This window comes from Thermodesulfobacterium hveragerdense DSM 12571, from assembly GCF_000423845.1.
In the GTDB taxonomy this organism is placed as follows: Bacteria; Desulfobacterota; Thermodesulfobacteria; order Thermodesulfobacteriales; family Thermodesulfobacteriaceae; genus Thermodesulfobacterium; species Thermodesulfobacterium hveragerdense.
The window spans coordinates 1-12908 of record NZ_AUIT01000011.1 but is presented as its reverse complement, the minus strand read 5'-3'; the positions used below and the strand labels follow the sequence as shown (position 1 = coordinate 12908).

At 37.2% G+C, this 12908-nt stretch carries 11 protein-coding genes; 6 read left to right on the top strand and 5 right to left on the bottom strand.

From position 1 onward, the window contains the following. Window positions 1–342 (top strand): transposase (locus G580_RS0104835; RefSeq protein WP_038041617.1); only part of this gene is annotated, 342 nt, incomplete at its 5' end. After that, window positions 320–1993, top strand: a complete 1674-nt coding sequence (locus G580_RS0104830; protein WP_342665142.1) for a methyl-accepting chemotaxis protein — start codon at window positions 320–322, stop codon at window positions 1991–1993. The genes G580_RS0104835 and G580_RS0104830, both read left to right, overlap by 23 nt. A 56-nt stretch (window positions 1994–2049) precedes the next feature. Here the strand turns inward: G580_RS0104830 and G580_RS0104825 are convergent, their stop codons facing one another. Genes G580_RS0104825 through trxB form a run of 4 tightly spaced genes read right to left on the bottom strand, consistent with a single transcriptional unit; the run spans window position 2050 to window position 7563 of the window. Then, window positions 2050–3411: a sigma-54-dependent transcriptional regulator gene (locus G580_RS0104825; RefSeq protein WP_028841260.1), complete on the bottom strand. Its 1362-nt coding sequence runs from the start codon at window positions 3409–3411 to the stop codon at window positions 2050–2052. After that, complete coding sequence (locus G580_RS0104820) at window positions 3401–5002, bottom strand: ATP-binding protein (protein WP_028841259.1); 1602 nt, start codon at window positions 5000–5002, stop codon at window positions 3401–3403. Before G580_RS0104820 ends, G580_RS0104825 begins: the two co-directional genes overlap by 11 nt. Continuing rightward, the gene (phnD, locus tag G580_RS0104815) at window positions 4989–6641 is read right to left on the bottom strand and encodes a phosphate/phosphite/phosphonate ABC transporter substrate-binding protein (RefSeq protein ID WP_051173112.1); all 1653 of its coding nucleotides are present in this window, start codon (window positions 6639–6641) and stop codon (window positions 4989–4991) included. The genes G580_RS0104820 and phnD overlap by 14 nt, the downstream gene beginning before the upstream one ends. Beyond that, window positions 6625–7563 (bottom strand): thioredoxin-disulfide reductase, encoded by a 939-nt coding sequence (gene trxB / locus G580_RS0104810; protein WP_028841257.1) that lies wholly within the window; start codon window positions 7561–7563, stop codon window positions 6625–6627. Before trxB ends, phnD begins: the two co-directional genes overlap by 17 nt. Window positions 7564–7636: 73 nt before the next feature. Here trxB and hypB point away from each other — a divergent pair, with 73 nt between their 5' ends. Genes hypB through hypF form a run of 4 tightly spaced genes read left to right on the top strand, consistent with a single transcriptional unit; the run spans window position 7637 to window position 12069 of the window. Then, the gene (gene hypB / locus G580_RS0104805) at window positions 7637–8446 is read left to right on the top strand and encodes a hydrogenase nickel incorporation protein HypB (protein ID WP_028841256.1); all 810 of its coding nucleotides are present in this window, start codon (window positions 7637–7639) and stop codon (window positions 8444–8446) included. 10 nt (window positions 8447–8456) lie between these two features. Beyond that, window positions 8457–9467 carry a hydrogenase expression/formation protein HypE gene (gene hypE / locus G580_RS0104800; RefSeq protein ID WP_028841255.1) on the top strand — a complete coding sequence of 337 codons (1011 nt, stop codon included), beginning with the start codon at window positions 8457–8459 and terminating at the stop codon, window positions 9465–9467. A 9-nt stretch (window positions 9468–9476) separates the two neighbouring features. After that, window positions 9477–9827 (top strand): hydrogenase maturation nickel metallochaperone HypA, encoded by a 351-nt coding sequence (gene hypA / locus G580_RS0104795; protein ID WP_028841254.1) that lies wholly within the window; start codon window positions 9477–9479, stop codon window positions 9825–9827. Further along, on the top strand, window positions 9817–12069 hold the full coding sequence (gene hypF, locus G580_RS0104790) for a carbamoyltransferase HypF (protein WP_028841253.1): 2253 nt from the start codon (window positions 9817–9819) through the stop codon (window positions 12067–12069). The genes hypA and hypF overlap by 11 nt, the downstream gene beginning before the upstream one ends. Here hypF and G580_RS10060 read toward each other — a convergent pair. After that, on the bottom strand, window positions 11990–12517 hold the full coding sequence (locus G580_RS10060; protein WP_051173109.1) for a HyaD/HybD family hydrogenase maturation endopeptidase: 528 nt from the start codon (window positions 12515–12517) through the stop codon (window positions 11990–11992). The two genes, hypF and G580_RS10060, sit on opposite strands and share 80 nt — an antisense overlap. Window positions 12518–12908 lie beyond the last annotated feature (391 nt).

Here is a 12908-nt window from a genome sequence, read left to right as displayed (position 1 = left end):
GAATTATGTAAGAGTTATGAGAAGAAGTATCCAGCTTATATAAAGGGACTTTTGAAAAAGAAGGAGCATTATTTTGTTTATAAGAAATATCCTGAGGGGGTGAGGAGGTATATATACACGACGAATGTGGTTGAGAATATAAATAGCAGGATAGAGCTGATAAGGGTAAATACAGGGGGATATTTTCAATCAATCAAGACAGCAGAGGTTGCGATATACATAACAGTAAGTCGGATTCAGAAAACGAGATGGCAAAAACCACTTCCTTTAATTAAGTCTGCTTTATACGAATTGAGGCAAATGTTTGTAAAGAGATTTTATAAGGAGACACAATTCTCTTGACAAGTGTCAGACCCTTCGTGAAACAGTAACTCCTCAGATTAAATCAGCTGGATTAAGTAAATATCATATACATTTTCATCTCCCTGGCCCAAGATCTTTTTTACGCTGGAACCGTCCTCAAGGGGAAGATGTAAAACTTGACGACTTATCCACTTTTCGTTTTACTGTAGCTAAAGTGCAGAAGGAAAAACATATTCTTACTGGTCTTGAGGCAGGAAGAGACGGTCTTTTCCTTAGGGGTATTGCCCCTATAGTAAGAGATGGACAAACCCTTGGTTCTGTTGAATTGGGAATGAATCTTAGAGATTTAGTTAAAAATTTACAGTCTACTTATAGTCAAATTTCCCATTATGTGATCCTTGTAAACAAGGACTTAGAAAAGATTATGAGCCCTTATCTTTCTAAGGGTGAGGCCAAAGTTTTAGACAAAGGAATTCTTTATGCTAAAACCGAAAACATAAACGAAGACCTGCTAAAAAAGCTTCTTAATACCAAAAAATATCCTGTGGAGGTTGGCTCTTTAGTTTTTCACGCCATTCCTCTTTATGATTATTCAAACAACCAGATAGGATTTATTATCATAGGTATTATGCGTGGAGAGATTATAAATCTTTTCCGTTTTAGCGGATTTATCTTGGGTCTTGTTGCCTTTGTGGTGTTTTTCTTTGGTTTTATGGTGATAAACAAAACCTTACAGAAAATCTCACAATCTTTATCAGAAACAACCAATATGGTAGAAGAACTTGGTAGAGGTGGAGGCGATTTAACCTTTAGATTTGAAGTTAAGTCTCAAGACGAGTTAGGAGTGTTAGCCTCTAAATTTAACCATTTCTTAGAAACCTTGGCTTCGATAGTTAAAAACCTAATAGAAAAGGCTGAAGATTTGTTTAGACTTTCTAAAAAACTTCAAGAAGATGTAGATATCACCTTTAACTCTGTTAAGGAGTTTACGGAAAAAGCAGACTTTATAAGTGCAAGTTCATCTGAGACCGTAGAGGTTATAAATAACGTGACCACTCAACTTGATGAGCTTACTAAAGCCATCAAAGAGATAAGCGAAAAAGCTCAGTTAAGCAAGTCAATCGTAGCTGATACTGCCAGAGAAGTAGATAAATCAAAAATTTTAGTAGGAGATTTGATTTCATCCTCTTCAACGATCATAGAAGTGGTAGACCTGATTAAAGACATCGCAGACCAGACCAATCTTCTTGCCCTCAATGCATCGATTGAGGCAGCACGAGCCGGGGAAGCCGGAAAAGGGTTTACCGTAGTAGCCAACGAAGTTAAAGAGCTTGCCAGACAAACACAGGAAGCTACAGAAAACATCAAGAAAAAGATTGACCTTTTGTTGCAAAGTAGCAATTCAGTTGCTCATTCTGTAGAAAGTATTGTAGAAATGATGAAAAAAGTAGAAGAGGCAGCGGTGGCTATCGCTGCAGCAGTTGAAGAACAGGCTATAGTTGTCCAAAACGTTTTTGAGCACATCACTTTTGCCAGAGACAAAGTGCTTTTAAACGAAGATCACGCTCAAGCCATAAAGATTGGTGTAGAAAAATTGATTGGCTCTTCTCAAAAGCTTAAGGCATCAGGTGAAGAAGTAGGAAGAATTGCTGAGGAGATTAAAGATATAGTTTCTCAGTTTAAGGTATAGTCTTAGGTCAATTAGGCTCCCTTCTTTAAAGGGAGCCTAATTGATTCATTTATGTTTTAATCTTTTTCCTCTTCTTCCTGGTTAGAAATTCCAGAAAGAAGTCCATGGTGTTTCATCTTAGTCCTCAGTTGTTTTCTTGAGATGCCTAACAACTGAGCCGCTTTAGTTTGGTTCCATCCGGTTTCTTCTAACGCTTTAAGGATAAGGGTTTTTTCCATCTCTAACAGGTTTAAGGTGTTCGAGGAAGACATTTCTTTTTCTTTTGAACCTAAAATTCTTTTTGGTAGATGTTTAAGTGAAATTACACCAGAGGTAGAAAGAATAACCGCTCTTTCTATCACATGCATAAGTTCTCTTACGTTACCAGGCCATTCGTAGTTTATCAGCATTTCCATCACCTCAGGTTCTACCACAGGAACAGGACGGTTGTTTTCTTGAGCAAATTTTTGGATAAAATGCTGGACGAGAAGAGGAATATCTTCTTTTCTTTCCCTAAGAGGAGGTAGATGCACCCTTACTACGTTAAGCCTCCAGTACAGGTCTTCTCTAAAAGTGCCTTCCTTGACTGCGTTTTCGAGATCTCTGTTGGTAGCAGCAATAACCCTTACATCAACCTTGATTTTGTTAAGTCCTCCCAACCTTTGAAATTCCTTTTCTTGCAAAAATCTTAAAAACTTTTTTTGGAGACTGATAGGTAATTCTCCTATTTCGTCTAAAAAGACGGTACCACCGTTAGCTAATTCTAAAAGTCCTATTTTTTTCTCTGTAGCTCCGGTAAAAGCTCCTTTTTCGTATCCAAAAAGTTCACTTTCTAAGAGATTTTCTGGGATGGTAGTGCAGTCAACCACTATAAACGGACGGTCTTTTCTTTTGGAGAGCCTATGGATTGCCCTTGCTATCAGTTCTTTACCTGTACCAGATTCTCCAGTAATAAGCACGTTAGAGTTACTATCAGCTACCATTTCTATTATATAAAAAACTTCTTTCATTACCGAACTTTTAGCTATGATCTCTGGAAATTTATGAGAGATGTCTTCTTTATAGTCTAATTTTTCATGTTTAGAGATAGCATCTTTGATTACCTCAACCAGAAGTTCAGGGTCAACCGGTTTTACCAGATAATGAAAAGCCCCTAATTTCATAGCCTCTACAGCTTTTTCTATAGTTCCATAAGCAGTAAGCATGATTACCGGCAATACGATGTTTTCCTTTTTTAGCCACCTTAACATTTCTATCCCGTCCATACCAGGAAGTCTATAATCAAGAAGTAGACAGTGAGGTTTGTGTTTTCTAAGCTGGAAAATACCTTCTTCTACGGTTTGGGCGGTGATTACAGTGTAATCATGTTTTTTGAGGATGGTAGAAATGGTTTTTAGACTGTTTATCTCATCATCTATAAAAAGTATTTTATAGTTCATGCCTTATCGGGATGAAAACTTTAAATTCTGTCCCTTCTTCTTTTTTACTAAAAACAGATATCTTGCCTCCATGTTCTCTAACGATTTTTTCTACACAAGCAAGCCCTAAACCTGACCCTGTAACCTTAGTAGTAAAAAACGGTTCAAACACTTTATCTAACAGTTCTTCTGGTATCCCTTCACCCGTATCTTTTACAGAAATCACGACAAAGCCTCCTTCTATTTGGGTCGCAACCGAGATTTTATCTCCTTTTTTTGTAGCGTCTCCGGCGTTTACCAAAAGGTTTAACATCACCTGTTTGAGTTGATAGGGGTCAAAATAAAACTCAGGTATAGAAGGATCTAAACTTAATTCTATTTGTTTTCCTTCTTCTTCAAACTCAGGTTTCACCAAATTTATTATTTCTTTTATGATATTATTAATCTGCATTTTTTCAAGTTTTAAGGGAACAGGCCTTGCATAGGTTAAAAAACCGGTGATCAGTTCGTTTAATCTCTGGGTTTCTTTATCTATTATGGAAAGAAATTCCTGCAAAACTTTACCTTTAAAGTTGGTTTTAAGGTAAGAACAAGCAGCCTTAATAGAGTTTAACGGATTTTTGATTTCATGAGCAACAACCATGGCCATCTCTGAAACCGCAGAATATTTTTCAAGCTTAATTTTTTCTTTGGTGGCTTTATCAAGTTGTTCCATATAAGACCTTAGGTCTGCTACCATCTTATTAAAACTTTCTATTACATAGCCTAACTCATCACCACATGAATACTTATAAACAAAACAATCTTCACACTCAATCTTTAAAACACTCTTACACCATTTTTTCGAATCGTCGTTAAGCCAACATCTGGTTTTTCCGTAAGAAGGGCATCGATAATCCTTGCACTGGTAGAAGTCTTTACATAAAATAAGTTTTTCATTTTCACAAAATTCAAACTCGTTAGCCTGCACTTTTTGAATGCTTTTTTTAAGTTTGTTTAGTGGTTTGGTTAGGGTGATAGATATAAAGTACGCCACCACAAGCGCTACCAGCAAAAAAACTCCCGATATAAAAAGCATATAACGTTTCAGCGTATTTATAGAGTGTTCAATAAAATCATTAATGTCTGCTTCTGAAACTCCTATCCTAACCGCACCTAACGAAAAGTCTTCTTTGAAAACCGGACGGTTAAAGTGCTTTATCCCATTATTATCTAAATTATCCCAGGTTTTGAAGGTAGAATCATTTACAGGAATAAATTGGCCTAACTGAGAAGGGTTGGTATGGGCTACTATCCTTCCGTTTTTGTCAACAACCATCACATATACTATCCCTGGAAGGTTTTTTAAAGAACTTATCTTTTCTTCGAGTTTAAGAGGGTCAAAAAAAACCAACCAGTCTACTACCTCTAAAGAGAAGTTTTCTAAGTTATGGTTTAGTCCTTCATAATATTGATTTTTTAAGGAGTTTTTTTGGTAGTTTATTATCAAAAAATTTACGCTAAAAAGTAATAAGGTTATCAAAAACAAAAAAGAAAGAAAGATTCTGCTTTTAATGCTAAAACTTCTTAAGAGTTTATAAAAAGTTGATAAAAAATCTTTACGGATTAACATATCTTTTTATAGGTTCAAACTCTTTATCTTCAACAGGTTCAAATTTTTTTACTTTTAGGTTTTTTAGGATAGAAGCAGGTAGATGGGTGAGTGATTCTTGGACTTTTTTTGCGAGGTCCTTGTCTGCTTTAACCACCGCCCAGGGCCAGTTTGGTAAAAACTCTGTTGGGGTCAAAACTTCTATCTGAGAGAGATCTACTTCTTTTCCAAAAACACCAAGAGCTGCCTCTCTTATGAAACCTGCGTCTGCCTCTTTTTTGTACACCCCGATGATCACCCTTTCTTGCCTTTTCACGTCTACTAACCTAAAATCTCTCCTTAAATTGTATCCTCTCTTTTCTAAATAAATTTTTTGTGAAAGAAAACCACCGGCAGAATAAGGAGAAACTATAAAAATTTTTTTGTTTTTTAAGTCTTTTATTTTTTTTATCGGACTATCTTTTCTTACGATGATAACACCTCTAAACCTGTCCCCTCCACATACCTCACTTGATTCATCTATACAGTCTTCTCCTACGGTTAGGGCTATAGCCTTCGCATGTCCAGATTTCGACAGAAGAGCATAAACATAGGGATTTTGATAGGCAAAGTGTACTTCTTTTTTCTTTACTAAGGTAATAAATTCTTCGAAATTTTTAGGGATGACAATTTTAAACTCCTTTCCTGTCTTTTCTGAAAGATACTTCATCAAAGGATCAAATCTCTGATAGATAGTAAGCGGACTGTAAAGAGGTAAAATGGCTACCTTTATGGTATCAGGTCTGTATTTTATTAAATCCTTCCCTTTAAACAGTTTTATCAGTACTCTTATGTAATCAAAGTCTCTGTCTTCAGCAGGAACAAGTTTTTCTACCTGTAGGTTGGTTAAAACCTCATTAGGGAGGGATAAAAGGATTTCTTTAAACTGTTTTTCTTCTAAAGCAGAGGTTGAGGCTATCAAAAAAACAGGCACCTTTTCAGAAGCCTTTATTACCTTAAGACCTGAATTTAAGTATGGTTTGGCTATCAATTCGCTTAAGGCTCCTACCTCATAATCTCCTATCAATACGGAGAGAGCAATCCTTTTTTCCTGACCTAAAAAGTCTACCTTAGAAAAGTCTTTTAGAGAAAGTTCTAAGTCTTTTAGCATAGACAGAGGGATTAGATAACTGAAAGAAGAATTTTTATCTCCTAAGGCAAGCTTTTTATTAACAGCATCAAAGATTCTTTCTATTCCTGAATTTTCTTTGGTTACAAACACGCTACTTGCCTCTCCCTGCCCCCCCTTGGGCTTAACCAGAGGAAAAATCTTTTCAGGATAAAGGGTCTTTAATTCGCAGTAAAAAGCAGGGTCTATCATTAAAAGATGTAGCTTATCCTCTGCCACTTTTTGGGTTAGTTCTTCAAAGTTAGCTGAGATGTCTATCGAAACAGGTTTTTTAAGTTTTTTTTCTAAATAGGTTTTTAAAGGATAAAGCTGTAAAAAGGTTTGTTGGGGAGAGCTTACGTTTAAGACCCCTATGACTAAAGGAGGTCCGTTTAAAATCTCTGAAGTCTTATTTTCCTGAATTTGTCTTCCTTTATCTTTAAAACAGCCGGACAATAAAAACCCTAAGAAGATGGTTAAAAATAGAGCCCAAAACCTATTTCTTTTTAACATCTTCTAAGTACTCTCTAACGCTAAGTGCAGCTACAGCGCCCTCACCACAGGCAATCACTATTTGCCTAAAGGGTTTACTAACGCAGTCTCCACAGGCAAAAATTCCTTTCTTAGAGGTCTCCGTGTTTTTATCTGTAATAATAAAACCGTTAGGGTCTAAATCGACGAAACCTTTTAACCAAGAGGTATTAGGTTCATATCCTATAAAAATAAAAACCCCAGAAACTTTTAACCAATTTACCTCTTCTGTTTTGTGGTTTAAAACCTTTATCCTTTCTACCTTGTGTTTTCCTTCGATAGCCTCTACGGTTGAGTTCAAGACTATCTCAATCTTAGGGTTTTTAAAAACCAAATTTTGCAAATAGGCTTCAGCCCTAAATTTATCTCTTCGGTGAATTAAAAAAATCTTTTTTACAAATTTAGTAAGCTCTAAGGCTTCTTTAAGAGCCGAATCTCCACCTCCTACCACAGCCACCACCTCATCCTTAAAAAAAGGTCCGTCACAGGTAGCACAAAAAGAAACTCCTTTGCCTATCAATTCATTTTCCCCGGGAATACCTAATTTTTTAGGGGATGCCCCTAAAGCTAAGATAACCGCATAACTTAAAACATAGGTCTTGTCAGAAAACCAGATTTTAAAAAGCTCCTGTTCTTTTTCTATACTAATGACTTCTTTTGATAATAAGTTCAACCCTAATCTTTCTACTTGCTTAACCATCTTTTCTATCAAGTCAACCCCTGATATACCTTCAGGAAATCCGGGATAGTTTTCTATCTGTTCTGTAAGGACTACCTGACCACCTAGAAAGTTTTTTTCTATAAGTAGAGTATTTAGCATCCCCCTTTGAGCATAAAGATAGGCAGTAAGACCTGCAGGACCTCCACCTATTATGGTTAGATCATAAGTAGTTTGTTGGGTCATTCTGGTTTTTCCATTTTACTTTTTTTAGTTTTATATTATAATTTCTTTTTAAATTTTATTAAGAGGTGAAAAGATGTGTAAAGAATGTGGGTGTGGTTTAGTTAATCATCCTTCAGAAGGATCGAAAAGACATCATGAACATCATAAACACCATCATGACCACCATAACCACCATGACTACCACCATGGACACCACCATGAACATACCCATTCCAAGGAAACTTTGCAACTCCTTGAAGACATCATGAAATATAATGAGTTTCAGGCAAGACATAACAGAGAACACTTTGAGGAATACGGAATTTACGCCATAAACCTTATGAGTGCCCCAGGGTCTGGGAAAACTACTTTGTTAGAAAAAACTATAGAACTTCTTTCAGGAAAGTTAAGGATAGGGGTAATAGAAGGGGACTTAGAGACAGAGAGAGACGCTGAAAGAATAAGGAAAAAAGGAGTACCTGTGTATCAAATAACTACAGGCAGTGCCTGTCATTTAGACGCATCTTTGATCCATAAGGCTATGCATAAACTTCCGATGGACCAGATCGACCTTCTTTTTGTAGAAAACATAGGGAACCTTGTTTGTCCTGCAAGTTATGACCTTGGCACCCACCTTAACGTAACCCTTCTTTCAGTGCCTGAAGGAGAAGACAAACCAGAAAAATATCCTCTCATTTTTAAGGTTTCTCAGTTGGTGGTTATCACCAAGATAGATTTGCTTCCCTACTTTGACTTTGACCTGGAAAAGGTAAAAGCCCAGATACAAAAGATCAATCCTAAGGCTCAGATTATCGCCCTTTCTGCCAAAACAGGAGAAGGGTTTGACCTTTGGGTTAAATTTTTAGAGGATTCCTATAATCAACATAAAAAATCTCTCAGATAGAGGAAAGGTTATGGGAGTTGAAAAACTTTTGTTAGCTCATGGAGGAGGCGGAGAGGAAACCTTATCTTTGATAAAAGATTTTATTCTCAAATATTTTACCAACCCTATTCTTGAGCCTCTTGAAGATGCAGCTTTACTAACCAATCAAATTTCTCGATTGGCTTTCACCATAGATGGTTTTACCGTAAAACCTATTTTCTTTAAAGGTGGCAACATAGGGAAACTTGCTGTAACTGGCACGGTAAATGATTTAGTGGTAATGGGGGCTAAACCTTTATATCTTACGGTAGGTTTTATCATCGAAGAAGGGTTTAAAATCAAAGATTTAGAAAAGATTTTACAGTCTATGCAAGAAGAGGCCATAAAAAACGAAATTTACATCGTGGCAGGAGATACAAAAATCGTACCCAAGTCAGAGGTAGACGGTATTTTTATCACAACCTCAGGTATAGGAGAGGTGATTTATTCAGGCATTTCTTGTAAAAACCTAAAACCAGGAGACGTTATTTTGGTTTCTGGCCCTATAGGAGACCATGGAGCCTGTATCCTGGCAGAAAGAGAAGGTATAAAAGTAGATATAGAGTTAGAAAGTGACTGCGAAACCCTTTGGCCTGTGTTAAATCCCCTTTTTAAAAGCGGGATTGAAATCCATGCGATGAGGGATCCAACCCGTGGAGGATTAGCAGCTACTCTTCATGAATGGGCTGATAGTTCTCAGGTAAATCTGGTGGTAGAGGAAGAAAAAATTCCTGTTAGGCCTCAGGTAAAGGCCTTTTGTGAGGCCCTTGGATTTGAGCCCTATCATTTAGCCTGTGAAGGGAGGGTAGTAATAGCCTTACCAGAAAAAGATGCCCACAAGGCCTTAGAAATTTTAAGATCCCATCCATCTGCAGCTGAAGCTAACATCATAGGACAGGTGTTGGATCATAGTCCCTCTCCTCAAGTATATCTCAAAACACTGTATGGCACTCATAGGGTTTTAGAAAATACCTCAGGAGAACTCTTTCCGAGGATTTGTTAGGTAAGGCCTATGCATGAGTTTTTTATCGTTCAAAACGTGATAAAAACCGTAGAAGACTTGATGGTTAATCACCCTAAGAAAAAAGTAGCAAAGGCGGTTTTGTTGATAGGAAGATTTTCTGGGGTTGAGCCTGAGCTATTACAAACCGCCCTTGATTTTTTCAAACAAGGAAGCATTTTGAAAGACGCAGAAATCGTGATAGAAATAGAAGATCTTAGGATGAAATGTCAGAAATGTCAGCGAGAATTTTCAAAAGAAAAATGGGATCTTACTTGTCCTTTTTGTGGTTCCTTTGAAACTGAGGTTCTTTCAGGAGAAGAGATGTTACTCAAAAGCTTAGAACTGGTCGATGAGGATTAGATACCGGATTAGGATAAACGGGGTCGTCCAGGGGGTTGGTTTTCGCCCTTTTGTGTATAATCTTGCCAAATCCTTAGGGTTGACAGGTTTTGTCAGCAACGATACCAACGGAGTTTTTATCGAGGTTGAAGGCAACGAGGATATTCTACAGGATTTTTTAGAAAGGTTAGTTAAAGAAAAACCACGGCTTTCTCAAATTTACCGTCTGGTTCATGAAAAACTTTCCCCTGTAGGCTATGAAGACTTTTTTATAAAAAAAAGCCTCAAAGAAGAAGAGATAACCTTAGACATCTTGCCTGATGTAGCTACCTGTGAATTTTGTTTAGAAGAGCTTTTTACGCCTACAGACCGGAGGTATCGATATCCCTTTATCAACTGCACCCTTTGTGGCCCAAGGTTTACCATCATAGAGAGTTTGCCTTATGACCGAGAAAAGACGGTGATGAAAGAATTTACGATGTGTCCTGCATGCTTTGAAGAATATACCAATCCTGTTGACCGGAGATTTCATGCTCAACCTATAGCTTGTCCAGTCTGTGGCCCTCAGCTTGAATTCTATGATTTTAAACGAAACAAGCTGGCAGAAAAGGAAGAGGCTTTATATCAAGCCATAGAAAAAATAAAACAGAAAAAAATAGTAGCTGTCAAAGGTTTAGGAGGATTTCATCTTGTCTGCGATGCTACAGACGGTGAGGTGGTAAAACTTTTAAGACAAAGGAAAAGGAGGTCTAAAAAGCCTTTAGCCGTAATGTTTAAAGATTTAGACCAGTTAGAAGAGTATTGTTGGGTTAGTCCTGAGGAAAGAGATCTTCTTTTGTCTCCTTCTCAGCCGATAGTCCTTTTGGAAAAAAAAGGCAAGCTTTTACCTGAGGAAATAGCCCCAGGATTAAAAAAAATAGGAGCTTTTTTGCCCTACACCCCTTTGCATCACTTAATTCTAAAAGAGATAGACCTTCCTTTGGTGGTTACCTCTGCTAACCTTTCAGATGAGCCTATCGTAATAGACAACGAAGAGGCCTTTAACAAACTTTGTCCCCTTGCAGACTATCTGCTTCTTCATAACCGAAAAATCTTAAGAAGAGCCGATGATTCGGTGGTAAAGGTAATAGCAGGAGGTCCTGTGTTTATAAGAAGGGCAAGAGGTTATGCTCCCTTGCCGCTTTTTCTACCTTTTAACGTAAAAAAACGGGTGCTTGCGGTAGGCCCAAGGGAAAAAAATACCTTTGCTCTTGCCTTCCAAAACAAAATAGTGCTAAGTCAGCACATCGGAGACATAGAAACTTTAGAGGACCTTAAAGATTTCGAAAAAACCCTTTTAGACTTTACCAAACTTTATGAGTTTGAACCCGAGGTAGTAGTGGCTGACTTGCATCCTTTTTATGAGACTACTAAATGGGCAGAAATTTTTGCCAAAGAACAGGGGCTTGAACTTATAAAGATACAGCATCATTTTGCCCACATCCTCTCTTGTATGGCAGAAAACGGAATTTTTGATGAGGTTTTGGGGGTTGCCTGGGATGGTACAGGATACGGAGAAGACCATACCGTTTGGGGAGGAGAATTTCTCGTAGTAAAAGGAAATAAGTATCAGAGAGTTGGCCATTTTAAGCATTTTAGATTGATAGGAGGAGAAAAAGCGGTAAAAGAACCTAAAAGGGTAGCCTTAAGTTTGATGTTTGAACTTTTCGGAGAAAAAACTTTCGACCTCTCCTTACCTTTTTTCAAAGAATTTACTCAACAAGAGTTGACCCTTCTTTATCAAGCCTGGAAAAAGGGTATAAACTCACCCTTAACTTCTTCTTGTGGAAGGCTTTTTGATGGGGTGGCTGCGCTAACAGGTTTAAACTTTGTTAACCACTATGAGGGAGAGTCTGCGATGCAGTTAGAAGACCTATTTTTGTATGATTTAAAAGATGATTATGCAATAAAAATAGAGGAAAAAGGGGATATCCTGATTTTTGACTGGAAAGAGATGATAGAAGAGATTGCCTTTGGAAAAGAGCCTTTACCAGTAAAGGCTACCAAATTTATCAATACCCTGGCTAAGGTTTGTGAGGAAACGGCTACAAAAATAGGGATAGAGAAGGTTTGCCTTTCTGGAGGGGTTATGATGAACAAGCCTTTGGTAGAAAGAATTATAGAAAGACTCACCAAAAAAGGTTTTAAGGTCTATTTACAAACAAAAGTTCCTCCCAACGACGGAGGTCTTTCTTTGGGACAAGCTCTATACCCCAATCTTTAAGTTGAGAAACCACCGCTTCAATTAGAGGGATAAAATTAGCCTTTACTGAAGGAGAAAGTTCATATCTCATCTCAAGGATTTCAGGTTCTAAACCTAACACCACAAGGTCTTCAGGAGAAAAACCTCTCATCTCAGCCAAGGTTAGTATGTCTAAAAAGCTTACCTCATGGATTGAAAGTTTTTCAAGAATCTGTTTAGGCAGGGTGTCTTTAGTAAAGTTGTGAAAGGTGCCAGGAGGACTTCCTTTTGCGATGGCATCTATTACCAGAAGTTTTTTGGCTTTTTCTATGTAAGGGAGAAGTTGGAAACTACCTACTCCTCCGTCAACAAGCTCCACCTTTTCATGAGGGATCTCAAAAAACTCTTCTAAAACTTTAACTGCTAAAACCCCTATTCCTTCATCTGCAAGCAAAATGTTTCCTATTCCCAAGACTACAACCTTATCCATCATTAACTCTATCAATTATTTTTTAGACGAGGTCTTAAAAATTTTAATATACCATAACATGGTTAATTTAAAATTATAAACTTTTAGATTTTCAGAGAAGAAATAGTTATAAATTTAAAAAAGTTGGTAGTGTTTCATTAATTGTGTCTGAATTTTAGGGGTAAGGGGCTCCCCTCCTGGTAAAGATGATAAAGTTAAACCCAAAATTAAGAAGGAGTGGAAGCCTATGAAAGACTTAAAAGAATGTATAATTTCATTGAAAGTTAAAAGAGTAGTAAAAAATTAGAAGGGTTATTTAGACACTTGTCAAGAGAATTGTGTCTCCTTATAAAATCTCTTTACAAACATTTGCCTCAATTCGTATAAAGCAGACTTAATTAAAGGAAGTGGT